Consider the following 23,715-nt stretch of genomic DNA (forward strand, 5'->3'; position numbering starts at 1 on the left):
ATCCGGCCCCGGCACCGACCGCAACGCCTGAAGGAGCACCGTGTCCGGAGAGAACCTGACCCGCGTCGAAGCGCGCGAGCGCGCGAGCATCGTCACCACCGAGAGCTACGAGGTCGCCCTCGACCTCACGACCGGGGCGGAGACCTTCGCCGCGGTCACGACGGTGCGCTTCGCGGGACGCGCGGGGGCCTCGACGTTCATCGATCTCATCGCGGAATCGGTGGAGAGCGTCGAGCTGAACGGCCGCTCGCTCGACCCCGCCTCGGTGTTCGGCGATTCCCGGGTGCAGCTGCCTGAGCTGGCCGAGCAGAACGTGCTGCGGATCGCGTCGACCCAGCGCTACATGAACACGGGCGAGGGCCTGCACCGCTTCGAGGATCCCGCCGACGGCGAGGTGTACCTCTACTCCCAGTTCGAGGTGCCCGACTCCCGGCGCATGTTCGCCGTGTTCGAGCAGCCCGATCTCAAGGCGACGTTCCAGTTCACGATCACGGCGCCCGCGCGATGGCAGGTCGTGAGCAATCAGCCGACGCCCGAGCCCTGCGCGGCGGGCGCGAAGGCCGGCGCGCAGGGCGAGAGCTGGCCAGAGCAGGCGATCGCCACCTGGAGCTTCGAGCCCACGCCCGTGATGTCGAGCTACATCACGGCGCTCGTCGCCGGCCCGTACCGGGTGGTGCGCAGCGAGCTCACGAGCCGCGACGGCCGCACCATCCCCCTCGGCGTGTTCTGCCGCGAGTCGTTGGGCGAGCACCTCGACGCCGACTACATCTTCGAGAAGACCCGAGAGGGCTTCGCGTTCTTCGAGGAGCAGTTCGACTACCCGTACCCCTTCGACAAGTACGATCAGCTCTTCGTCCCCGAATACAACATGGGCGCAATGGAAAACGTGGGCGCGGTGACCTTCACCGAGGCGTACGTGTTCCGCAGTCAGGTCACCGATGCGATGCGCGAGCGCCGCGTGGTGACGATCCTGCACGAGCTGGCGCACATGTGGTTCGGCGATCTCGTGACGATGCGCTGGTGGAACGACCTGTGGCTCAACGAGTCGTTCGCCGAGTACATGTCGACACTCGGCGTGGCCGAGGCGACCGAGTGGAGCGACTGCTGGACGACCTTCGCGGCCTCCGAGAAGTCGTGGGCGTACCGGCAGGATCAGCTGCCCTCGACGCACCCGATCGTCGCCGAGATCCGCGACCTCGAAGACGTGCTCGTCAACTTCGACGGCATCACCTACGCGAAAGGCGCCTCGGTGCTCAAGCAGCTGGTCGCGTGGGTGGGGCGCGAGCCGTTCATGCGCGGTGTGCACGACTACTTCGTGAAGCACCACCACTCCAACACCGAGCTCACCGATCTGCTCACCGAGCTGGAGGCGCAGAGCGGCCGCGATCTCGCCGAGTGGTCGAAGCTGTGGCTCGAGACCGCGGGTGTCAACACGCTGCGCCCGGTGTTCGAAATCGACGAGGCGGGCCGCTACACCTCCTTCGCCATCGAGCAGACCGCGATCGCCGAGTACCCCACGATCCGCCCGCACCGCATCGCGGTGGGCCTCTACTCCTCGGCGGACGGCGCCCTGCAGCGGGTGCACCGCATCGAGCTCGACGTCGACGGCGTCCGCACCGAGGTGCCCGAGCTGGTGGGTGCCGAGCAGCCCGAGCTGCTGCTGCTCAACGACGACGACCTCAGCTACGCGAAGATCCGCCTCGACGAGCGCTCGCTCGACACGGCCGCGGCGCGCCTCGGCGCCATCGACGATTCGCTGGCTCGCGCGCTCGTGTGGGGCACGCTGTGGGACGCGACCCGCGACGCCGAGTTCCCGGCATCGCGCTTCGTCGACATCGTGCTCGCGCACATCGGCCGCGAGACCGCGTCGACGACGCTGCGCACGGTGCTCGGTCAGCTGCTGCTCGCCGCTGCGAGCTACGTGGATCCCGCGCAGCGCGACGCCTCGCTCACCCGCGTCGCCGAGGGCCTGCGCGAGCTCGCCGAGACGGCGGAGCCGGGCTCGGACGCCCAGTTCCAGTTCGTGAAGGCGTTCGCGCAGCTGGCAGCGAGCGAGGCCGACCTCGACCGGGTGCAGGGTCTGCTCGACGGTTCCGCACCGCTCAACGGCCTCGACATCGACACGGACCTCAGCTGGGAGCTGCTGACCTCCCTCGCGGCCGGAGGACGCGCGGACGAGGATCGCATCGCCCGTCAGCTCGAAACCGACCGCACCGCCAACGGCAACCAGTCCGCGGCGCATGCGCGCGCGGCGCTGCCGAGCGCGGCTGACAAGCAGCGCGCGTGGGCGTCGGTGTTCGATGACAGCGACAAGCCCAACGCGATCGTGCGCGCGACCGGCGCGGGCTTCACGCGAGCCCACGATCTCGCACTGCTCGAGCCCTTCGTCGACCGCTTCTTCGCGGCGCTGCTGCCTGTGTGGGAGTCGCGCAGCTACGCGATCGCCGAGGAGCTGATCGACGGCTTCTACCCGGCTCCGCTCGCGAACGCCGAACTGGCCGAGACGACCCGCGCCTGGCTCGACGCTCACCCGGATGCACCGGCCGCGCTGCGCCGCATGATCGTCGAGCACCTGTCCGGCGTCGAGCGCGCACTGAGCGCGCAGCGGGCCGACAGGGAGGCCCGATGACGGGATTCCGGCTCGAAGGCGTCGAGGACGTTCCCGAAGCAGTCGGGAACGCCTTCGTCGACTTCCTGACGACCTATCAGGTGCCGCTGCGCATCCTGCTCATCATCGTCGTCGCGATCGTGCTGAACTGGGCGCTGCGACGCGTGCTCATGCGCACGGTGACCCGCATCGTGCAGGGGGTGAAGCGCGCGCAGGACGTCGACACGACATCCGAGATCCAGGCCGCCCCGTATGTGAACGCGCGCGCTGTGCAGCGCACCCGCACCCTCGGCACCGTGGGCCGCGCGATCATCACCTGGGTGGTCGTGGTGATCGCGCTGATCCTGGTGCTCTCCGAGCTGGACGTGAATGTCGGCGCGCTCGTCGCCTCGGCGGGCATCGTGGGCGCGGGGCTCGCCTTCGGCGCGCAGAACATCGTGAAGGACATTCTGAACGGCATCTTCATGGTGTTCGAGGATCAGCTCGGCGTTGGCGACATCGTCACGATCGGCGAGGTCAGCGGCACCGTGGAGGACGTGGGGATTCGCGTCACCCAGGTGCGCGCGATGGACGGCACGCTGTGGTTCGTGCGCAACGGCGAGATCCTCACTCTCGGCAACTCCTCTCAAGGGTGGGGCCGCGCGGTGATCGACGTCACGGTGCGCGCCGACAGCGACCTCGCGAAGGTCGAGCGGGTCGCGCTCGACACCGCGAAGGGCCTGATGCACGACCCCGCCACGGCCCGCAAGATCTCGGGCGAGCCCGAGGTGTGGGGTGTGGAGAGCGCGTTCGGCGACCGCGCCACTCTGCGCCTCGCCGTGCGCACCCGCCCCGAGGCGCAGTGGGCGGTGCAGCGGGCGCTGCGCGCCGCGCTGATCCGCCGTTTCAACGACGAGGGCATCCAACTCGCGACCGAGCTGCCGAAGTATCCGGGAGGCACCGCATGACCGAGCCGCAACCGCCGCAGCCCCGGCTGACGCTCCGGTCCGGAGCCGAGGGGCCCGCCGTGACCGACACCCTGTGGGCGCAGGTGGGCGGAACCGACACCTTCGAGCGCATCGTGCGCCGCTTCTACGACGGGGTGCGCGAGGACCCGCTGCTCGCGCCGATGTACCCCGACGCCGACTGGGAAGGCGCGATCTGGCGCCTGCGCACCTTCCTGGAGCAGTACTGGGGCGGGCCCACCGCCTACTCGGAGGAGCGCGGGCACCCGCGGCTGCGCATGCGGCACGCACCGTTCCCGGTCACCCCGGATGCGAAGGAGCGCTGGCTGCGGCACATGCACGCCGCGCTCGACGCGGCCGAACTCCCGCCGATGCACGACACTGCGTTCCGCGACTACATCGAACGCGCAGCGCTCGCGATGGTCAACCGCTTCGAGTGATCCGGTGATGCGGATCCCGGCCGCCCGAGGTCCGCATCATCGCGGCGCGCCAGCCGCAGCGCGACCGCGCCGCGGCAGCAGCAGCCACGCCCCGACTGCCGCAGCTCCCACGGTCAGCACGACACCAGAGACGAACACGGCCGCCTGGATGCCGAGGAGCGAGCCGAGCAGACCCGCCGTCACTCCCCCGAAGGTCATCATGCCCGGCCCGAACATGGTGTACGCCCCGATCACGCGCCCGCGCTCCGCATCCGGGGCCTGCAGCTGCACAATGCTCATCTCGGTCGATTCGGAGGCGATCTTCGCCACTCCACCGACGGCGAGCGCGATGACGGCGAGCACGAGGCTGCCGCTGCTCGCGAAGACGACGGTGCTGATGCCGAGCAGGATCGCGCTGCCGACGGCCGTCGGAGCGGTGGGCGGCACCTTCCGCGTGGCTTCGAGGAGGAAGCCGCCGAGCACGGAGAACGCGGCGAAGAACGACATCCGCTGCGGGGCGGGAGGCTCCGCAGCGACCGGTTCCGGCGCGGCTGCTCGGGCCGGCGGCGCCGGGTCGGCAGTCGTCGTGCTCGCTGCGCGTCCCGCACTGCCGTGGCCCGTGAACCGGGTGCGGAACAGGAAAATCGTGAGCGGCAGGTAGAAGAGCACGTTCACGAACATGCCGTACGCCGGCCCGATCCCGATCAGCAGGGCGGATCCCACGACGGGACCCGCGATGAACGCGAGACTGCGGAACGTCGAGTTGATCCGCACGGCGCTCGGCAGCTGCCGCGGCCCCACGAAGTCGTAGAGCATGAGCTGCTCCGCCGGCATCCACAGGCAGCCCGCCAAGCCGTGCAGCACGAGCAGCACGCACGCGTGCCAGAGTTCGAGCGTGCCGGTCAGGAACAGCACGCCCCAGCAGATCGAGACGAGCATGAACAGCGCCTGCGCGATCTGGATGATGCGGCGGCAGTCGAAGCGCTGCGCCAGGGCACCGGCGTAGACCGAGAAGAGCAGGAACGGCAGCCAGTGGCTCACGATCTGGAAGCCGACGAGCCAGGGCGAGTGGAAGGTCTGCCACAGCACCCAGTAGCCGAGCACGTGCTCGATGTTGTCGGCCATCATCGACAGCGCACCGCCGGCGATGTACGTGCCGGAGCTGCGGTTGCGGAGCGCCGCGAAGCGGCGGGGATCCTCGGGCTGGCCGTTCATCGCCGGTCTCCGCACGGGCGACGAGCGGGGGCCGGACGGCGGACGGGCGGGCTGATCCTCATCATCACAGGATCGCGGAGGCGACCGGGATCCCGGGATCGACGCGCCGCCCGAGCCCTTCGAGCGGCCGACTCGCGCGCGATCCGCCCCGCCCGATCCGCTACCGGCCCTCGATCAGCATCTCCGCGAAGCCGGCGGCCCGCAGCTGCAGGTCCTCGATACGGCGGATCCGCGCGGCGCCGACGTCGTAGCCCTCATACGCCGGCGGCGGGTCGTTGCGCACGTTGCGCGAGCATTCGAAGTCGCGGCAGATGAGCGTGCCGACGGTGCTGCCCTTCCGGCCCGCCGGGCCCACCCGTTTCGCGCTCCAGAAGGCGACGTCGTTCGGCAGGCGCACGTCACGGCACCAGTTGCACATCGCGCGCGAACGCGGCATCGCCTCCGTCTGCGTCAGCGCGACTCCGACGGGGTCGGCGTCGAGCCGCGGCAGCACGACGTAGGCGCGTCGGGCGAACTTCGGGTCGCGCCATCCCAGGAAGTCGAGCTCGTGCCAGGCGGTCTCGGTGAGCGTGTCGAAGCTCTCCAGGAGGCCCATCTCCGTCACCTCCCGACGGGACGCGTTGATGAAGGAGGAGCGGATGAAGGCTTCGGTCAGGGGTTGCATGAGAGGTCCTTATCCGGATCGCGCGGCGTGCGCGGTCCGAAGAGCGTTGCAGGGTCGACGGCGTCGGCCGTGCGGGGCGCGGCAGCGCGGGCACGGCCTGGACGGCTCGGCTAATCGTCGTCGGCGAGCGCTTCGCCGACGACCTCCTGACGCTGGGAGTACAGTTCTCGATAGCTCACGGATTCCAGTTTACTCGCGCGAATCCGCGCCGCTGCGAGCCGAGCGGCCTGCGTCCGGGACGGCGGCGCGGGCGACGGTCCGGCCGACGCCGCCGATCCGTCGCGCCGTTCAGCCCGCTGCGGGATCCGCTGCGAGATCTGCTGCGAGCGCCCGGGCGAGGTCCGCCGGACGGCTCCACATCGGCCAGTGACCGGTCGGGAGGTCGATGTAGTCGACGCAGGTGAAGCGTCCGACCTCGGCGAACATCGGGTGACCGGCCTCCGCGAGCTCCTGCACCTGCGCACTCGACATGGAGCAGCACACGAAGGTCGTGGGCACGTCGAAGCGCGCGTTGTTCGCGAGCTCCACGGTCTGCCGCAGCACCGGCCCCGGTTCGGGCACGGCGCGAGCGCGGAAGCGTGCGAGCATGTCGGCGCTGAGCCCGTCGATGCTCGCCTGCTGCGCGAGCACCTCGAAGGGCGGCAGCGGCAGTCCTTCTCCTCCCTCGGGGAAATCGGGGGCGAATGCCATGCCCGGGGCGGCCGGGCCGCTGTCGACCCACACCACCCGGCTCACCCGTTCCGGGTGCCGATCGAGCACGAGGGTCACGGGCGCGTTCGCCCCGCTGTGGGCGACGATGACGACGGGCTCGGTGTCGGCGGCAATCCGCTGCTCGAGCGCCGCGACCTGCTCATCGAGCGTTCGGGAGGTGCGGTCGGGATCCGCCTCGTCGAGGCCGGGCAGCGTCAGCGCCGTCGCACGCAGCCCCCGGGCTGTGAGGTGCTGCACCACTTCGTCCCAGGCCCAGGCTCCGAGCCAGTGGCCGGGGATGAGCAGGATGGTCGGATGGTTCGTGTTCGCTGTCATGGCTCGATCCTCTCAGCGCCCCTGGACAACGGCATGTCACCATTTCTGACATGATTTGACGACGATGACAGAGGTGGCGGAGGTGGCGAGATGAAGCGGGCGGAACGGCTTCACGCGTTATCGGAGATGCTGCGACGCAGCGGATCGAGCGGATGCACCGCCGAGCGGCTGGCGCGCGAGTTCGAGGTGTCGACGCGCACGATCAAGCGCGACCTCGACGCGCTCGAGCACAGCGGTGCGCCGATCTGGTCGCGCCCCGGCCCCGGCGGCGGATACGGCGTGGCTGCTCGCTCCAGCCTTCCACCGATCAGCCTCAGCCCCGCCCAGGCTGTGGCGCTCCTCGCCGCCGTGTCGGCCGCGCCCGATGCTCCCTACGGCGACCTCGCGGCGGCAGGTGTCAAGAAGATCATCGACGTGCTCGATCCGCGCACCCGCGCGAAAGCCGATCAGCTCGCACGTCGCATCTGGGTCGACAGCGACCGGCCGGCGACGAGAGCGGTGCGGTCGGCGCTGGAGGAGGCGATGTCGGAGCAGCGGACCGTGCGCATCCGCTACACCTCGCGAGACGGCGACCGCACCGCACGAGACGTGGAGCCGGTGATCTTCGCCTCGACGAACGGGCGCTGGTACCTGATCGGCTGGTGCCGCCTGCGGGACGCGATGCGCTGGTTCCTCATCACCCGCATCGAGCAGGCCACGGTCACCCAGGCCCCCTGCTCGGGGCACACCATCGAGGAGATCGGCACCCCGCCCGCGACGGCAGCGCCGCTGTTCACCGACGAGGATCATTGAGGCCACACCCTTGGGTTCCGGGCCGGCGGCCCTGGAATCTGGGGTGAACGATCAGCCCAAGGTCGATCCAGGCATATGCAGAGCCGGGAATGCGCCGGATAGCCACGTAGCATAGGGGAAGCGACACACCGTTCACCGTGCTCGTCTGCGGCAGACGACGAGATGGAGGTATCCCCGATGACCAGCACCCTTCCCGATCGGCGAGTGCCGCTCGCGAGCGCCCCGAACATGCGCGATCTCGGCGACATCCCGGTAGCGGGAGGCGTGGTGCGCCGCGGCATGATCTACCGCTCCGCGTCGCTCGCGAAGCTCGAGGGGCCGGACGCCGAGACCTTCGCCTCCCTCGGCATCTCGACCGTCTACGATCTGCGCACCGCCGCTGAGCGCGAGGGCGCGCTCGACCGGCTGCCCCTCGGCGTGCGCTCCGTGTGGCTCGACGTCGTCGCAGACGCCCCCGACAATGTCGCGGCGAGCATTCCGAAGCTGCTCGCGGATCCTGCAGCACTCGAAGAGCAGCTCGGCGACGGCCGCGCCGATGGCTATCTCGCAGACGCGAACCGCAAGTTCGTGAGCATGCCATCGGCGGTCACCGCCTACCGCCGCTTCTACCTCGACCTCATCGACGAGCAGCGGCGAGGGGCTGCGCTCTTCCACTGCACGACGGGCAAGGACCGCACCGGGTGGGCCGCGACGTCGCTGCTGCTGCTGCTCGGCGCGGCAGAGGACGACGTGCGCACCGAATACCTCGAGACCAACACCGATCTCGCCCCCGCACTGCAGCCCATGCTCGACGCGCTCAGCGCGAAGGGTGTGAACACCGAGCTGCTACGGCCGATCCTCGGTGTGCGCGACAGCTACTTCGATGCCGCTCTCGACGAGATGCGCAGCTGCTACGGTTCGATCGACGGCTATGCCCGCACGGGTCTCGGCCTCACCGACCACCAAGTGGACGCGCTCCGCGCCCGCTTCTTCGCGCCCGCCTGAATCGTGCGCAGGCTCGCATTGCTCGCATCATGGATAGGCGCGAGAATGGGAGCATGGCCCTGCACCTCACCGACGACGCCGAAGCCGACCGTCTGCTGACCGACAACCCCCTCGCGCTGCTGATCGGTATGCTGCTCGATCAGCAGGTCGCGATGGAAGTCGCGTTCTCGGGCCCGCTCAAGATCGAGCAGCGCATCGGCTCGGTCGACGCCGCGACGATCGCCGGCTGCGACTCCGACGACTTCGCCGCCGCGTTCAAGCAGACGCCGGCGGTGCACCGATTCCCCGGCTCGATGGCGGATCGCGTGCAGACGCTGTGCCGCACCATCGTGGACGAGTGGAACGGCGACGCCTCGGCCATCTGGACCGAGGGCGACCCCGACGGCGCGACCGTGCTGAAGCGCCTCAAGGCGCTGCCGGGCTTCGGCGATCAGAAGGCGCGAATCTTCCTCGCACTGCTCGGCAAGCAGTGCGGCTTCGCGGGAGAAGGCTGGCGCGAAGCCGCCGGCGCTTACGGCGAGGAGGGCTCCTTCCGCAGCGTGGCCGACATCACCTCCCCCGAAACGCTCCTCAAAGTGCGCGAGACGAAACGAGCGGCAAAGGCCGCCGCGAAGCAGCGGGACTGATCCGCGATGCGCGAATGCCCACCGATGCGGGCTCTTCCGCGCATCGCTGCGCTACGCTGGAACCCTTGCCTCCGTAGCTCAGTGGATAGAGCAACGGCCTTCTAATCCGTCGGTCGCAGGTTCGAATCCTGCCGGGGGCACTTCGAGGCCCTTGCACCGGGCCACCACGACGCCCTCGATTGTTTGCCGCCGCACCATTTCTTGTGAATAGAGCGCACAGACGCCGCACTGCCTTGTCGACGCCGCGCTATCTCGCCTGAAACAGGGATGGCCTTGAACGTCCGTGGGCGCCGAAGCCTGTGATCACAGCCCCCGACGCCCCTTCTTGCACATCAAACGTTTGCGAGCCCCGGCTTCGCGAGGTCATCCGATCCCGCAGACTGCTGAGCTTCCTGCTCGGCTGCGGCGAGTGAAGCGTGCTGCAGACGCTTGTGCTTGATCGATCCCATCCAGAGGAGAACCAGACCGATGAGAGTCCATCCACCGAGCACGAACCACTGGTGGCCTGTGCTGGCCTCGGGGAAGTAGGACAGCGTGCGAATCAGCGTCTGCCCGGCCCCCGGCGGGAACCACTGCCCGACAACACCCCACGAACCGACCAGGAATTCTGGCGGCATCGCCGCACCCGAGATCGGGTTCGCGAAGAAGAACATCAGAACCGCACCGAATGCCAGCCCCGGGGAACCGAACATGCCTCGTAGGCCCACGAGGGTCGCCGAGATCGCCCCGATAGACAGGGTGATCGCGAGCACGTTCAACCAGTAGTTGCCCTGGAGCGCCCCGAACCAGCCTCCGAGGATCGCAGAGATGGCGATTCCGGCGACCAAAGTGTAGACCCCGAGTGCGACGAGACGGCGGCGGCTTCCGTGAATCGCGGAGGAGATCAGGATCGCACCGATCATGCCTCCCATGACGAGCGGCAGGGCGGCGGCGGCCAGGCCAGCCCCACGGGGGTCGTCCGGGGAGAGCGGGACCACGTCGGTGATCGTGACGTGCGCATCAGGCATCGTGAACGTCTCGGGAAACTGCGGCGCCGGATCGTTCGCGGTCGACGGGGCCTGACCGCTCATGATGCCCTTGAGCGTGTCGATGCGGCCCGCTCGAAGAGCTCGGTGAGGTCCTCGGTCATCCGCACGAGGACGTCGCCCTTCGAGATGGCACCGAAGTAGGTGAGGTAGCGCTCGACGGCCTGCGCTGCCGCCCGGTAGTCGCCGGGGAGGGCCTTGATGCGGGCCTGGCATTCGCGCCAGCGGCGCTTCTCACCGAGGTCGCCGAGGATCGTGTCGAGGATGTTGCTCATTCTGATACTCCTTCGTGGAGGGTGGTGATTCGGTCGGCGAGGAACTGCCAGGACTGCCAGAACTCCTCGAGGTAGCTGCGGCCCGCCGCGTTCACGGAATAGACCTTTCGGGGCGGACCCTTCTCGGACGGCGTCTTGACGACGTCGACGAGGCCGCGCTGCTCGACGCGCACGAGCAGCGCGTAGACGGTGCCCTCGGCGATGTCCGCGAAGCCCAGTTCCTGGAGTCGCGCGCGGATCTCATAGCCGTAGCTCGGGTGCTCGGCGATGATGACGAGCACCATGCCCTCCAGCACCCCTTTGAGCATCTCGGTCATCTGTTTCGCCATCGCATCGCCCCTCACTACCTAGTAACACTCGGTACCACTACACAGTAACACTGAGTAGAGCTTCGCACCACCCCGCTCACGGACCGCCCCGGTAGGATCGACGGGTGCGCGCAACCACCCGGCCCCGCCTCCCATTCGAGGTCTGGGCCCTCGTCGCCGGCGGCTTCACCGTCGCGCTCGGCTACGGAGTGGTGGCCCCCGCGATCCCCCAGTTCGCGCTCGAGTTCGGCGTCTCGGCGTTCGCCGCCTCGGCGATCGTCAGCGCCTTCGCGCTCATGCGCCTCCTCTCGGCCCCCCTGGCCGGCTGGGTGGTGGGGCGGTTCGGCGAACGGCGCAGCTACACGACCGGCATCCTCATAGTCGCGCTCTCCACCGGAGCCGCCGCGTTCGCGGCCGACTATACGCAGTTCGTGGTACTGCGCGGCCTCGGCGGCATCGGCTCGACAATGTTCACGGTCGCGGCGACGGCACTGCTCGTCAAGGTGAGCCCGCCCGACGCCCGGGGCCGGGTGGCGAGCCTCAACGCAGCCGGATTCCTGCTGGGCGGCCTCCTCGGCCCGGTCTTCGGCGGCATCGTCGCAGCCTTCGGGCTGCGCGCCCCCTTCGTGTTCTACTTCGTCACCCTCGTCGCGGCGGCCACCGTCGTGGCGGTCGCACTGCGACGCTCGCAGGCCGCGGGCGCCCCCGTGCCGCTGAGCGGCGCAGAAGCCAGCTCGGAGCGGGGAATGCGCCTCGGCGACGCCCTGCGGGTGCCCCAGTATCGAGCCCTGCTGCTGTCGGTGTTCGCGTTCGGGTGGGCCTCCTACGGGGTGCGCGTCTCAGTACTGCCGATCCTCGTGGCCGTCGCCTTCGGCGGCGACGCGACCGTCGCAGCTTGGGTGCTCGCCGCCTATGCCGCGGGCAACGCGATCCTCATCTTCCCCTCGGGTCGCTGGAACGACACCCTCGGCCGCAAGCCCGTACTCATCGTCGGCATGATCATGCTCGCCATCACCTACGCGGCCGTACCCGCGAGCCCCGGCGTCTGGACCGCCGCGGCCGTGATGTTCGTAGCCGGGGCGGGATCCGCCCTCGTCAACCCCGGCCAGCAGGCGGTGCTCGCCGACGTGCTCGCGCAGCGCCGCGGCGGCCAGGTCGTCGCAGGCTACTCGATGATGACCGACCTCGGCGGCGTGCTCGGCCCCGCCATCGCCGGCGCCGTGGTCGATCTCGCAGGCTTCGGCTGGGCGTTCGGGATCACGGCCGCGCTGCTCGCAGCCGCCTCGATCGCGTGGACGATGATCCCCGACTCTCGCAGCCTGAACGTCGCGGATCCGGCCCGCTGACGCGGCCGGCGGCGAGCCCCGCAAGGAGCCGAGCGGCGCTCAGCCCTCGAGGCCGCGGCGCTCAGCCTTCGAGGTCGTCGACGCCGGGCAGCCAGCTCAAGCCGGGCCGGCCCCAGCCGTTCTTGCGCTGCGCCTTCTGAGCGCCCCGGTTCTCCGGGTGCACCAGGCGGTCGACGTACAGCAGGCCGTTCAGATGGTCGAACTCGTGCTGCAGGATGCGCGCGAACCACCCGCTCGCCTGCACCTCGAAGGGCTTGCCGTCGATGTCCTGCGCCCGCAGCAGCGCGCGCGGCGAGCGGCGCAGCGCGAAGCGCTCACCGGGGACCGACAGGCAGCCCTCGACCTCGTCCTCACCGGGCAGACCCGGCTCGAGCGGGGCGATCCACAGCTCGGGGTTGATCGCGACACCCTCGGCAGGCGCCTCGTCCTGATCCTCGTACATCCACACGAAGACCTGCTGCCCCACGCCCACCTGCGGAGCGGCGAGCCCGACACCGGGAGCCGCCACCGTCGTCTCGAACATGTCGTCGACGAGGGTGCGCAGCGCGGCGTCGAATTCGGTCACGGGCGCCGCCGGACGGTGGAGAACCGGCTCGCCGGAGATCACGATGGGAAGAACTGCCATGCGCACCAGTGTAGAGGCGACCCCGAGCGACCCCGGGCCGTCCGACGGTAGACTGAGGCGGTTCGGGCTCCCGGATCCGCGATCCGCCCGCACCAGAGCAGCCAGCAACGGGAACGAGGAACGACAGTGTCGAACGCCCCAGCAGATCAGATCGTCTGGATCGATTGCGAGATGACCGGTCTCGACGTGGATAGCGACGGCCTCTGCGAGATCGCCGTCATCGTCACCGACTTCGAGCTCACCCCCCTCGACCCCGGCTTCGAGATCGTCATCGACCCGGGCGCTGAGGCCCTCGCCCAGATGAACGACTTCGTGCGCAAGATGCACACCGAGTCGGGGCTACTCCCCCGCATCGAGCACGGCGCATCGCTCGACGAGGCCGAGCGGCAAGTGCTCGACTACCTGAGCCGTCTCGTCACCCCGGGCCGTCGTCCCCTCGTCGCAGGCAACACGATCGGCATGGATCGCCGTTTCATCTCGAAGTACCTGCCCGGACTCGACGCACGACTGCACTACCGCAGCATCGACGTCTCCACGATCAAGGAGCTGAGCCGACGCTGGTACCCGGCCGCCTACTTCGGCGCGCCCGAGAAGCGCGGCGGGCACCGCGCACTCGCCGATATCGCCGAATCCATCCAGGAGCTGGCCTACTTCCGCAGCGCCGTGATGACCGCGGGCCCCGGCCCCGACAAGGCCGCGTCCGAGGCGCTCGCGCAGACGACGAGCACCCGCTACTCATCGCTCATCGACGGCCTCGCGCAGCCCGCCGACGGCGACGAGCACTGATACTCCGTCCCAGATGCGACGCGCCGGTCGAGCGCTCTCCCGTTCGCGGCATCCGCTCGCCGCATCCAGCGCCGATCCGGCGCCGATCCGGGGCTGCTGCACGGACACGCCTCCCGCAGCTCGCGGAAAGCAACCGGTGAGCCCCCGTCCCATGCCATGATTGACCTTGCGAAACCGCACCGCATCGCGCCTCGACGAGCGCGCGAGACCAGCGGAGACCAAGAGGAAGGACCGTGTTCAGGCTCATGGATACGACGAAGCAGGGCAACCTCTTCGCCGCGCCATTCGCCGCACTGGCCCTCGGTTTCATCGGCTACGGCCTGTACGGCTTGATCGGCTCCATGCCGGAATCGTGGACGCTCGTCATCACCGTCATCGTGGGCGTGATGATCTGCGGCGCACTGCAGGTGCACGTGGGCCGCCGCCCCGGCTTCCCGCTCGTCGGAATCGCCATCGTCATGCTCGCGATCCCCCCGATGCCGGGCTTCCCCCTCCTCAACGTCTCTGTCTGGGCGATCGGCCTGCTGATCTCCCAGGCCTTCATGCGCCGCAATGTGACGCACGCCCTCTACCTGACCGGGCTGAGCTCGGTCGCGGCACTGGCCTTCGTGCTCACCCAGACGTGGCTGGCCGACCTCGGGGTCTGGCCGCCCGTCAGCTTCCTGGCCGCGACCGCGGCCTACTACGCGCTGTTCCTGATGGGCGAGTTCCTCCGCCAGTGGAGCAGCGCCGAGCCCGACCGCGGAATCGGCGTCTCCGCCATCGATCCGCTCAGGCTCGCTCTCGTCGTGCTCGTCGTCGCGGTGACCTCGACCGCGATGAACTACGCCGACACCTGGCTGATCCCCTGGCTCGAACAGGATCCGCGAGCCGATCTCACCCCGCTCATCGTGCTGCTCGCCGCGTCGCTGTTCTACATGTTCGCCCAGCACACCCGTTTCTCCCACATCGAGCACCGGCTCAGCGCCCTCATGAACGCCGCGGTCGAACTGCCGCGGATCACCGCGCAGGGCGGCCTGGCACCCGCTCTGCTCAGCCGCACCCAGTCGATCGTGCAGGCGAAGCACGTCGAACTGCGCGACGGGCCGCCGGGGCGCCACGAGATCGGCGCCCCCGTGCGGCTCGAAGCCGGGCACGACGAGTATCTGGTCGCCTCGCGCAAAGCGGGCGGAGTCCCCTTCGAGCGGGAGGACGAGCGCGCGCTCGTCACCCTCGCCCACGTCGCGAGCGAGACCACGCGCGCGCAGCACGAGGTCGAGAACCTCGAGCGCCGCGCGAACACCGACGATCTCACCGGTCTGCCGAACTACGGCGCGTTCCAGAAGGCGCTCCTCGAGGCCAATGAGAACCGCTCGTACCACGCCGGCATCGCGCTGCTCTTCGTCGACCTCGACAACTTCAAGAAGCTCAACGACACCCTCGGTCACCGCACCGGCGACGAACTGCTGAAGGCCGTCTCCCTCCGGCTGCTCGAGGCGGCGGGCGGCGGAGACTTCGTCTCCCGCGTCGGCGGCGACGAGTTCGTGCTCATCTTCTCCGACCTCGACTCCCTGGAGCAGGCGAAGGCCTCGGCCGACCGCATCATCGAGGCCGCGAGCCAGCCCCTGCTCGTCGAAGGGCACCAGCTCCGCCCCGCGCTCAGCGCCGGCCTCGCCTTCTCGGGGCATCGCGAGCTCGACCCGCAGGCGCTCGTCGAGGACGCCGATCGCGCGATGTTGCACGTCAAGCGCTCACGGCGGCGCGGCGGCCCGGTCACGGGCAGCGGGGTCAGCGTCTCCTCCCACCGCTCCTCTCGCACCAACGACATCATCTCGCGCGCGATCCGCGATGACCGGCTGCTCGTGGCTTTCCAGCCCATCGTCAACCTGGAGCGCGGCGAGATCTGGGCCTTCGAAGCGCTCGTGCGCTACGTCGACCCCGAGCTCGGCCCCATCTCGCCGCCTTCGCTCGTGGCCCGCGCGAAGAGCCTGGGCCTCATGAACGAACTCACCCGGCAGGTCATCACCAAGGCGCTCGACGCTGCCGACGAGTTCCACAGGATCGAACCCGGCATCGAGTGCATGACCGTCAACCTCGAACTCGGGCAGATCACCGACTCCGAACTCGGCGCCTACGTGCGAGACGCGGCTCAGGCGCATCCGGGCGTCTCGCTCTGCATCGAACTCAATGAGCGATCGCTGCACGCCGTCACCGACGAGCTGCGCCGGGACGCCGAGGCGCTGCAGCGGGCGGGAGTGATGCTCGCCCTCGACGACTACGGCTCGGACGCGTCGTCCGTGGGTGCGCTGGTGCACTTCCCGATGAACATCCTCAAAGTCGACAAAAGCCTCATCGACGATCTCGGCGACGCTCGGCAGCGCGAGGTCATCAAGGCGCTGCAGGGCTTCGGAGACAACCTCGGATACACGGTCATCGTGGAGGGAGTGGAGACGCGCGAGATGGCCGACGTGCTCGCGGGCCTCGGCGTGCGCAGCGTGCAGGGCTACCACTTCGGCAGGCCGCTCTCATTCGCGCAGACGATGAGCCGGCTGCGCAGCTCCGGCACCCGCGCGATCTTCGACCGGTAGCGGCGCACGCGAACCGGTCACGGCTGCGACGCCGTTGCGGGGCCCGCGACTCCGGGCCGGCGGGATACGGAGCACAGCAGGTCCGGACCCAGCGGATCCGGGGCCCGCAGCGGTTCAGTAGCCGCTGTCGGGATCCGAACCGGCCGTCAGGTCGACTCCGCCGCTGAGCCGGGAGACCGCCTCGTCCGCGTTGAAATCAGGATCCGGCTCGATGAAGGCGTCCACGACGCCAACGAAGGCGAGCGAGGCGACCGACCACTCTTCGACTTCGGCGTCGCCGTCGACCGGGAAGTCGAAGTGGGCCTCGACGAGGGCGGGCACCGTGGCGCGCACGATCCCGAGCCCCTCGATGACCGAGGCCGCCGCGACGACGAAGGGCTGGTAGTCGCCGTGGAACTGCGGCTTCAGCCGGTAGCCGACCGTCGGGAGCACGTTGCGGTAGAAGCTCTCCATCGTCTCCACGAAGGCGAGCTCGCTCGCCCGGAGCGCGTCGGTGATCTGCACTCGGGCGGCCTCGTCTGGCCACGACTCGACCGTGGTGGAGAGCGCGGCGTAGGTGCGCCACTTGTTCGAGGCGGTCACCACCTCGAAGTTGTACTGGGCGGCGGTGCGGATGATGTCGATGAGCACCCGGCGACGGCCGCCGCTCGATCGCAGCTCATCGACGCGCATGCTGAGGTACTGCCAGGTGGTGAGCAGGGTCTGGGCGTCGGCGCGATCGATCCGCGCCTGATTCGCCAGTTCGCAGAAGAGGTCGGCGAGAAAGGCGTCATGGCTGGGCCACACCCGCGAGAACTGCTTGGCGGTGACGCCGGCGTTCGCCGAGAGGCGCTCGATGAGCGCTCCGCTGACCCCCAGCGATAGACCGGCGGACTCCACGTACCGGGTCGCGCTGAGCAGCATCCGGGCGCGCACATCGTCGCCCCCTGACGGGTCATGCAGGCCACCCGTCGAATACGTATCGTCCTCGGACACGGCGGCGTCCTCTCTTCGGCTGTCGATTTCCCTCATCGTACCAATTTGGGCGACGATCTCGGGTTCTTCGGAGCGGCAGTTCTCCGGCGACGGGCCTTCCTGGTGCAGAATAGAACTTCGACCGGGCCGCGTGCGCCCGGAGTGCGGGGGAAGCATGAACGGTTTGTGGCAGGGATATCGCGGTGCGCAGGAGGTCTGCTCCGTTGTCTCGCATTGATCGCGGAATCACGAATCACGAGGTGATTCCCGTCATCGAGTCGGGGCTGTTCGCGTCCGACTCCGCCGCGCGGCTCGCGTGCGGCATCATCGCGGTCGACGGCGCGGCACTGCCCGGGCTGGAGGCCGAGTACCGCGCGCACTTCGATCTGCGCAGGCGGGTCTACGTCGATCAGACGGGCCAGCTCGACGCGAGCGAGCTGCAGGAGGACGGCACCGACCGCGACCCGGACGACGCCCGATCGGTGACCTTCGGCGTCTTCGAGAACCACCGTTCGGGTGTGCGCGTGCTCGGGGTCTCGCGGCTCATCATCCGCGGCGACCGCCTGGTGCTGCCCGTGGAGGAGTTCTGCCCGGACTCCTTCGCCGACGACGCGCTCGACGCGCAGAGCGTGGAGGTCTCCCGGGTGATCGCGCGCCACGAGACGGCCGCGATCCAGGACCTCGTGCAGTGGCACCTCTTCACGCTCATGCTCGCCTACGTGGCGAATCACGACCTCGGTCGCACCTTCGCGATCATCGAGCCGTGGCTCGAGCGCCACCTGCGAGGCATCATCTCCATCGAGTCCATCGGCGAGGCGCGGTACGTCGAGCACTACCTCGACTACAACATGCCCATCGAGATCGACATCGCCGCGTCTACCGCTCTGGCGAATGCCCGCAACGGCGACTTCGTCGATCGCTACCGGAAGGCCGAGCCGACGATGACCTTCTTCGGCCGCGTCTCCGGCGGCGCCTCCCGGCACCGGGCCGCCTGATGGGGCGTCGCATCTCCTCGCCCGAGTTCTCGCGCAACTACGGGTTCTGGAGCGAGCCGGAGCAGCAGGCCCTCATCGCAGCCCGCGTCGCGATCGCGGGTGTCGGCGGCGACGGCTTCCAGCTGGGGCTGAAGCTCGCGCGCATGGGCGTCTCGCGGTTCAGCATCGCGGATCCCGAGGTGTTCGAGCCCGAGAACGTCAACCGGGTGGAGGGGGCGACCACCTCGACGTTCGGGCGCCGCAAGGCCGAGGTGTTCCGCGAGCGGGTGCTCGACATCAACCCGGACGCCGAGGTCGAGGTGTTCTTCGACGGCGTCAACCCGGAGAACGTCGAGGCCTTCATGCGCGGCGCCTCGCTGGTGCTCGACGAGTCGGAGCTCACGAAGCCCGAGATCGGCTCTCTCATCGCACGGCGGGCGCGGGCGCAGGGCATTCCCGACCTGCTCGCGATGAACGTCGGGTTCGCGGCGCAGGTCACCTCCTTCGCACCGCGCTCGACGTGGACATTCGAGCGCTTCATGGGGTTCACGGCCGACACGCCGCTCGATGAGATCGCCGAGGCCGGTGTCGACCTCAGCCGGTGCCTGCCCTACATTCCCGGCTACACCGATCTGCGGTCGCTGCAGGCCGTGATGGGATCGGACGGCGCGACGCCGGCCCCGCTGCCGTCGATCTCGATCGGCGTCGACGCGGCCTCCGCCATCGGCACGGCGCAGGCCTTCCTGCATCTGACGGCGGCCGTCTCGAATCGTCGCCGCTCCCCCGTGTGGGCGCCGCGCGTCGCCTACACCGACGCCTACCTGCTGCGCACGCGCGTGCTGCGCGCGGGGCGCCCGTCGCACCTGCGGCACCTGATGCTCGCGGCGGCGCGGCAGCAGCTGGGTCTCAACCCGCGCGCCGAGTACACGCCGGCCGACATCGCCCGCCGCGCGTGACGCCGTCGGGCCGGGCGTCCGGCCCGACGGCTCCCGTCCCGGCCCGACGGCTCGGGCCTCGGCCCGGCGCCGCGATCCGCCATCGTGACCGCGATCCGCCGCACAAAAAAATCGGCCCCGACGAGAACGTCGGGGCCGATCCATCAGGGTCCCTGCGTAGAGAGTTCTCAAACCCTACCCCCAAGCTGAAATCGTTGATTTCCCGCTGGAAACGAGGGGTATACCGGGTATCGCAGCGGGCCGTTAGCACCCCGATTCAAGACGTAAGAGGGCCCTGTGTCAGGAGGATTGGGAAACCTCAAACCTTTCTCACCACCGCTGAAGTAGACCGCCTGGTCGACGACTACCTCGCTGGTCTCAGTGTCGGATACCTGGCTCAGAAGTATGGTGTGCACCGCGCGACAGTTTCGAAGCACCTCACCCGAAACCACGTCGTGCGAGGTCAAGTCCCTGGTAGTGGTGTAACGGTTGGTCCTTCGTGGTGATGGTGGAGTCAGGCGCTGAGCTCGAGAACGGTGTCGATCACCTCCTCGACGTCGTTGTCAGTGACGAGGGTGAGGCGGCTCTTCGCGAGAACGTCGAGGCCGAGGTAGCGGCGTCCTTCGGCCCATGCATCGGTCTGCTCGGCCAGGACCGCGCCGACGAGGCGGATAATCGCTTCCCGGTTCGGGAAGATGCCGACGGAGCCGGTGCGGCGGCGGATTTCCCGATTGAGACGCTCGTTGGGGTTGTTGGACCAGATCTGCTGCCACAGGCCTTCCGGGAACTGCGCGAAGGCGAGAATATCGGCGCGGGCCGCGTCGAGGTGCTCGTGAGCGTCGGGCAGTTTCCCGTCGACGTAGTCCAGGAGTCGGTCGAACTGAGCGTGGACCGCGGCGGCGTCGGGCTGGTCGTAGACGGAGTGCAGCATCGCCTTCACCGCCGGCCACATGGCCTTCGGTGTCACACTCATCAGGTTCGCCGCGTAGTGCGTGCGACAGCGCTGCCAAACAGCACCGGGCAGGTTCGCTGCGATTGCTTCGACGAGCCCTGAGTGGGGGTCGCTGGTGACGAGGCGGACGCCTCCGAGACCGCGGGCGACGAGGTCGGCGAAGAAGCTGTTCCATGCTGCCCCGGTCTCCGAGGTTGCGACGCGCAGGCCGAGGACCTCGCGGCGCCCGTCCGCGTTGACCCCGGTCGCGATCAACACGACGGCGTTAATGACGCGGCCACCTTCGCGGACCTTCATGGTCAGCGCGTCGGCGGCGACGAACGTGAATGGACCTGCATCGCCCAGCGGGCGGTGACGGAACTGGTCGACGTGCTCATCGAGCTCCGCGGCCATCCGGGACACCTGCGACTTCGACAGCGAGTGAATCCCGAGGGTCTTGACGAGCTTGTCCATCCGGCGTGTGGACACGCCGGCGAGGTAGCAGTCCGCGACGACGGTGATCAGCGCGGTCTCGGCGCGTTTGCGGCGCTCGAGCAGCCATTCGGGGAAGTAGGTTCCCTGACGAAGCTTCGGGATCGCGACATCGATCGTGCCGACCCGGGTGTCGAGGTCGCGGTGTCGGTAGCCGTTGCGCTGCGTGATCCGGTCGGATGAGGGCTTGCCCCATTCAACGCCGACCACGGCGTCCGCGTCCGCGGACAAGAGCGCGTTGATCATGGTCTGCAACAGACTGCGCATCAGATCCGGGGACGCGTCGGTGAGAGCTTCCTGAGCAGGCCGGCAGGGTCGACAATAGTAGGAGCGGTCATCGTGTTGATGCCTTTCGAGTGGGTTGTAGGAGATTCCTCGAAGGATCACACGGTGACCGCGTCCATGTTCTACGACGTGCTGGCCACCGTGCGCTACACCACTCTATGGGGCATTACTCTGAGGGCAGACGCGTCTTGAATAGGCTTGGGTCATGCCTCGCCAACAAGAAACCGAAAGCCGTCTGGTCACTTCGCTGGTGCCTTCGCTTTCTCGAAGCCTCGCCGAGCAGTTCAATGTCTTTCGGGTCATGCATCACGGCACTCACGAAAAACAACTGTCGAACGTCTTTGCCTGGCTCCTACGGGCCGATGGAACCCACGAGTTGGGTGACACCTTCCAACAGATCTTCATGGCCAGGATCAACAACACGCTTCCTGAAGGCGCCGAGTTTCCCACATCCGGGTATCGGGTCAGCCAAGAAGTAGACACCTCCGGCGATGCCGCGACAGGCAAGGACATTGCCGACATTGTGCTCATGACAGCTCAAGAGAGCGTCGTCGTTGAGAACTTCGGCACCTCCGACGGGCACGGCCATGATTATTTTGGCTATCTTGCCCACGGTGCTCAGGGCGGAAGACGTAGCGTCGTCGTGCTGCTGTGCATACGACGAGAGAGCGAACTTCAGACCGATGGATGGGAACAAGCGGTCGTTCTCACCTATGCGGATCTCCTCAGCGATCTGCACGCGCACGTCAAAGCAGACAAGAAGTGGCGTCGAGACCACCCGCAGCAGAACTTCTTCATCAACGAACTGGTCGAAAACTTCGTGGAAGGACCTAGCCCCGTGAATACTGCCGATCGGATAGCTTTCATCAAGACAATGTGTGAGACGGGAGAATCTGCTCGATACGGGCAACGTCCCCAGGATGCAGCCGCAGAACAGTTCGCCGAAATACTCGCTCAGCACGCGAAGCAACAGTTTGAAGACGGTCGAAGAACCCTTGGCGATGCCAAGAGATACCTCCGCCAATACGCCGAACGACAGCTTATGTCCCAGGTCAACGGCGCACTTGGTGAAGAAGCTGTCGCCTCAGTTCGAGCGAATTTTGTTGGCAAGTGGGAATGGTACGTGCGACTCCTCAACGCCAACGGCGACATGGTTGCGGGGCTCCTGTTTGGCCCGACTGCAGCTACCTACAATGACGAGATTCCAGATCCAGTCCAGCACCCAGACTTCGGCAAGGTCTTTATCCTGATGCGGTCTTCTGACGTTGAGAGCCTTCACCAAACCGATATCAGCCTGGAAGATGTACTCACCGGATTTGAGCCAACGGATGATCGACTCGTTCAAACTGTGATCCCGCTTGTGCAGACGAACCATGCAGCTCAGGAATGATTCCGTCCGATCGCCACAGTGTCGAACCGGCAGACACGCTCGATCCGGCCTTCGTGTCGATCCGCAAATTCTCGTAGCCGCAAATTAGCGTCAGCAAGCTGTTGCGAGGTGAGATCAGCAGTGACCGGCGCTTCACCTTCTGCATACGCCGACAACACCAGTCGGCCACGGGCATGACGCATGATCGATTCCCAGTCATCGTGCGAAAGATATGACGCTGAGCCGCCGAGCGCGAGCACGAGATCAAACTGTGTCCCTGCCAGGTTGCGGCGCGCGAGCGTGTCCGCGAACGTACTTGGCTCAACCCGCGCCACGAGCGGATGCTTCCGCACCAATTCATTGAGCATCGCCTGAGACGGGTCTATCGCTGTTAGGCGGGGTGCTTCTGCCAGCCCCAAATCAAGAGTGAGCCCGGTGCCTGCGCCGATGTCGAGTGTGCGGCACTTGCGATAGCCGCGGGTGACTACGTCTACGAGACGCGTGAACCCTCGTCGCTCTTCGCCAGTCGCGGTGAAGTCGCGATCCCAGTAGGTTGCGATTGCGTCGTAGCTAGAGCGGAACTCGCTCTTCGTGCGTGGCATGTTCTGCACACCGTAGACGTGGTCGGCACGACCTCTGTTGATCAGCGTCACGTCGTCGTGCTCTCGATCCATGGTCCAGTACTTCCAACCGTCGTGAACAAGATAGATGCGCGTTGATTTGAAAAACTTCTGCGGCTCACCGAACGTGTGAATGACCCGAGCCGCCCTGGCAAAATCGGCCTTTGTTATTCCTTCAGTTCGCTCAGCGATGTATTCGTGTGGTGCGCCCTCCGCGTAGGTCACTGCGAAGACCCAGTCCAACTTCACAATCTTGTTTTGCCACCATTCAAGGTCTTTCTCGGTGATCGGCAACACGCTTACGTTCTTCCCAATACTCACTTGCTCACTCAACTATCTCTGCGCGACCTGGATGACGTGCATCTTCTTGTGATTTCGAGTATCAGGCCAGCCACCGACATTCTGAAGCGCCCTGGGTTTAGTGGAGACTCAGCTCATTTGATTACCAGTTCTTGGGCGCTGGTAACCCCAGCCTAGAACGCTTCCTCGTACTCGAACGGTGGCACATCATCGAGGTAGCCGTGCAGCCGTTTCGTGTTGTGTCAGTGCACCCAGCCGAGGGTCGCGAGCTCGAGGTCATCAATCGTTTTCCACGGCCCCGGTTTCGCGAGACCGCGCACCAACTCAGCCTTGTAGTATCCGTTCACCGTCTCAGCGAGAGCATTGTCATAGCTGTCACCCACGGTCCCGATCGATGGCGTCGCTCCGATCTCGGCAAGACGCTCACCGTAACGAATCGATGTGAACTGGCTGCCCGCATCGCTGTGGCAACGCAAATCTGGAAGATGCCTGCCGCGCGACCATCGTGCCATCTCGATCGCGTCAAGCACCGTCTCGGTCTTCATGTTCGATGCACATCGCCAGCCCACAATCATGCGACTGTATGCGTCGATGATGAAGCACACGTATGCAACACCCTGCCAGGTCGGCACGAACGTCAAATCG

General features: G+C 67.6%; 21 protein-coding genes, 1 tRNA gene and 2 pseudogenes. 13 read left to right on the top strand and 11 right to left on the bottom strand.

What is annotated here, in order from left to right:
• The first annotated feature begins 40 nt into the window (after window positions 1-40).
• The 3 genes from pepN to H629_RS0110540 are packed head-to-tail and all read left to right on the top strand — an operon-like array spanning window position 41 to window position 3,992.
• Window positions 41-2,629 (top strand): aminopeptidase N, encoded by a 2,589-nt coding sequence (gene pepN, locus H629_RS0110530; protein WP_024357223.1) that lies wholly within the window; start codon window positions 41-43, stop codon window positions 2,627-2,629.
• Window positions 2,626-3,555 carry a mechanosensitive ion channel family protein gene (locus tag H629_RS0110535; protein ID WP_024357224.1) on the top strand — a complete coding sequence of 310 codons (930 nt, stop codon included), beginning with the start codon at window positions 2,626-2,628 and terminating at the stop codon, window positions 3,553-3,555. The genes pepN and H629_RS0110535 overlap by 4 nt, the downstream gene beginning before the upstream one ends.
• Window positions 3,552-3,992, top strand: coding sequence for a globin (locus H629_RS0110540; RefSeq protein WP_024357225.1), 441 nt, complete (start codon window positions 3,552-3,554; stop codon window positions 3,990-3,992). The genes H629_RS0110535 and H629_RS0110540 overlap by 4 nt, the downstream gene beginning before the upstream one ends.
• A gap of 36 nt (window positions 3,993-4,028) precedes the next feature.
• Here H629_RS0110540 and H629_RS0110545 read toward each other — a convergent pair whose 3' ends face one another.
• From H629_RS0110545 to H629_RS0110555, 3 genes are all read right to left on the bottom strand, one after another.
• Complete coding sequence (locus H629_RS0110545; RefSeq protein WP_024357226.1) at window positions 4,029-5,186, bottom strand: MFS transporter; 1,158 nt, start codon at window positions 5,184-5,186, stop codon at window positions 4,029-4,031.
• 160 nt (window positions 5,187-5,346) lie between these two features.
• Entirely contained in the window at window positions 5,347-5,850 is a 504-nt protein-coding gene (locus H629_RS0110550) for an FBP domain-containing protein (protein WP_024357227.1), read from the bottom strand.
• Window positions 5,851-6,138: 288 nt separating this feature from the next.
• Complete coding sequence (locus H629_RS0110555; protein WP_024357228.1) at window positions 6,139-6,876, bottom strand: alpha/beta fold hydrolase; 738 nt, start codon at window positions 6,874-6,876, stop codon at window positions 6,139-6,141.
• Window positions 6,877-7,002: 126 nt separating this feature from the next.
• Here H629_RS0110555 and H629_RS0110560 point away from each other — a divergent pair, with 126 nt between their 5' ends.
• The 4 genes from H629_RS0110560 (at window position 7,003) to H629_RS0110575 (ending at window position 9,418) form a co-directional block, all read left to right on the top strand.
• The gene (locus H629_RS0110560; protein WP_240471092.1) at window positions 7,003-7,668 is read left to right on the top strand and encodes a helix-turn-helix transcriptional regulator; all 666 of its coding nucleotides are present in this window, start codon (window positions 7,003-7,005) and stop codon (window positions 7,666-7,668) included.
• A gap of 177 nt (window positions 7,669-7,845) precedes the next feature.
• Entirely contained in the window at window positions 7,846-8,652 is an 807-nt protein-coding gene (locus H629_RS0110565; RefSeq protein WP_024357230.1) for a tyrosine-protein phosphatase, read from the top strand.
• 53 nt (window positions 8,653-8,705) lie between these two features.
• Window positions 8,706-9,278 (top strand): HhH-GPD-type base excision DNA repair protein, encoded by a 573-nt coding sequence (locus tag H629_RS0110570; protein WP_024357231.1) that lies wholly within the window; start codon window positions 8,706-8,708, stop codon window positions 9,276-9,278.
• Window positions 9,279-9,345: 67 nt separating this feature from the next.
• Window positions 9,346-9,418 (top strand) — tRNA-Arg (locus H629_RS0110575).
• 192 nt (window positions 9,419-9,610) lie between these two features.
• Here the strand turns inward: H629_RS0110575 and H629_RS0110580 are convergent.
• The 3 genes from H629_RS0110580 to H629_RS0110590 are packed head-to-tail and all read right to left on the bottom strand — an operon-like array spanning window position 9,611 to window position 10,907.
• Window positions 9,611-10,348, bottom strand: coding sequence for a hypothetical protein (locus H629_RS0110580; protein ID WP_024357232.1), 738 nt, complete (start codon window positions 10,346-10,348; stop codon window positions 9,611-9,613).
• Complete coding sequence (locus H629_RS0110585; protein ID WP_024357233.1) at window positions 10,345-10,578, bottom strand: DUF1048 domain-containing protein; 234 nt, start codon at window positions 10,576-10,578, stop codon at window positions 10,345-10,347. Before H629_RS0110585 ends, H629_RS0110580 begins: the two co-directional genes overlap by 4 nt.
• Complete coding sequence (locus tag H629_RS0110590; RefSeq protein WP_024357234.1) at window positions 10,575-10,907, bottom strand: PadR family transcriptional regulator; 333 nt, start codon at window positions 10,905-10,907, stop codon at window positions 10,575-10,577. The genes H629_RS0110585 and H629_RS0110590 overlap by 4 nt, the downstream gene beginning before the upstream one ends.
• A gap of 104 nt (window positions 10,908-11,011) precedes the next feature.
• On the opposite strand from H629_RS0110590, the gene H629_RS0110595 reads away from it, so the two are divergent.
• The gene (locus H629_RS0110595) at window positions 11,012-12,232 is read left to right on the top strand and encodes an MFS transporter (protein ID WP_024357235.1); all 1,221 of its coding nucleotides are present in this window, start codon (window positions 11,012-11,014) and stop codon (window positions 12,230-12,232) included.
• Window positions 12,233-12,293: 61 nt separating this feature from the next.
• Here H629_RS0110595 and def read toward each other — a convergent pair whose 3' ends face one another.
• Entirely contained in the window at window positions 12,294-12,857 is a 564-nt protein-coding gene (def, locus tag H629_RS0110600; RefSeq protein WP_024357236.1) for a peptide deformylase, read from the bottom strand.
• Between the two features lie 126 nt (window positions 12,858-12,983).
• Between def and orn the strand changes: the two genes are divergently transcribed.
• Together orn and H629_RS0110610 are read left to right on the top strand one after the other, a co-directional pair.
• Complete coding sequence (gene orn / locus H629_RS0110605) at window positions 12,984-13,643, top strand: oligoribonuclease (RefSeq protein ID WP_024357237.1); 660 nt, start codon at window positions 12,984-12,986, stop codon at window positions 13,641-13,643.
• A 245-nt stretch (window positions 13,644-13,888) separates the two neighbouring features.
• Window positions 13,889-16,210 (top strand): putative bifunctional diguanylate cyclase/phosphodiesterase, encoded by a 2,322-nt coding sequence (locus H629_RS0110610; RefSeq protein ID WP_024357238.1) that lies wholly within the window; start codon window positions 13,889-13,891, stop codon window positions 16,208-16,210.
• Between the two features lie 114 nt (window positions 16,211-16,324).
• Here the strand turns inward: H629_RS0110610 and H629_RS0110615 are convergent, their stop codons facing one another.
• Entirely contained in the window at window positions 16,325-17,185 is an 861-nt protein-coding gene (locus H629_RS0110615; RefSeq protein WP_051137878.1) for a hypothetical protein, read from the bottom strand.
• A gap of 239 nt (window positions 17,186-17,424) precedes the next feature.
• Between H629_RS0110615 and H629_RS0110620 the strand changes: the two genes are divergently transcribed.
• Together H629_RS0110620 and H629_RS14190 are read left to right on the top strand one after the other, a co-directional pair.
• Complete coding sequence (locus H629_RS0110620) at window positions 17,425-18,159, top strand: hypothetical protein (RefSeq protein ID WP_240471093.1); 735 nt, start codon at window positions 17,425-17,427, stop codon at window positions 18,157-18,159.
• Window positions 18,159-19,094: a ThiF family adenylyltransferase gene (locus H629_RS14190; protein ID WP_024357241.1), complete on the top strand. Its 936-nt coding sequence runs from the start codon at window positions 18,159-18,161 to the stop codon at window positions 19,092-19,094. The genes H629_RS0110620 and H629_RS14190 overlap by 1 nt, the downstream gene beginning before the upstream one ends.
• A gap of 493 nt (window positions 19,095-19,587) precedes the next feature.
• Here the strand turns inward: H629_RS14190 and H629_RS0110630 are convergent.
• Window positions 19,588-20,834: pseudogene (locus tag H629_RS0110630) on the bottom strand (IS256 family transposase).
• 152 nt (window positions 20,835-20,986) lie between these two features.
• Between H629_RS0110630 and H629_RS14855 the strand changes: the two are divergent.
• Window positions 20,987-22,171 carry a PD-(D/E)XK nuclease family protein gene (locus tag H629_RS14855; RefSeq protein ID WP_076624000.1) on the top strand — a complete coding sequence of 395 codons (1,185 nt, stop codon included), beginning with the start codon at window positions 20,987-20,989 and terminating at the stop codon, window positions 22,169-22,171.
• On the opposite strand, the gene H629_RS14860 is transcribed toward H629_RS14855, so the two are convergent.
• Together H629_RS14860 and H629_RS14195 are read right to left on the bottom strand one after the other, a co-directional pair.
• Entirely contained in the window at window positions 22,162-23,091 is a 930-nt protein-coding gene (locus H629_RS14860; RefSeq protein ID WP_076624003.1) for a methyltransferase, read from the bottom strand. The two genes, H629_RS14855 and H629_RS14860, sit on opposite strands and share 10 nt — an antisense overlap.
• A 152-nt stretch (window positions 23,092-23,243) precedes the next feature.
• Window positions 23,244-23,715, bottom strand: a pseudogene (locus tag H629_RS14195) (IS3 family transposase); the annotation flags it as partial.

The organism is Leucobacter chironomi DSM 19883 (genome assembly GCF_000421845.1).
GTDB classification, from domain to species: Bacteria; Actinomycetota; Actinomycetes; order Actinomycetales; family Microbacteriaceae; genus Leucobacter; species Leucobacter chironomi.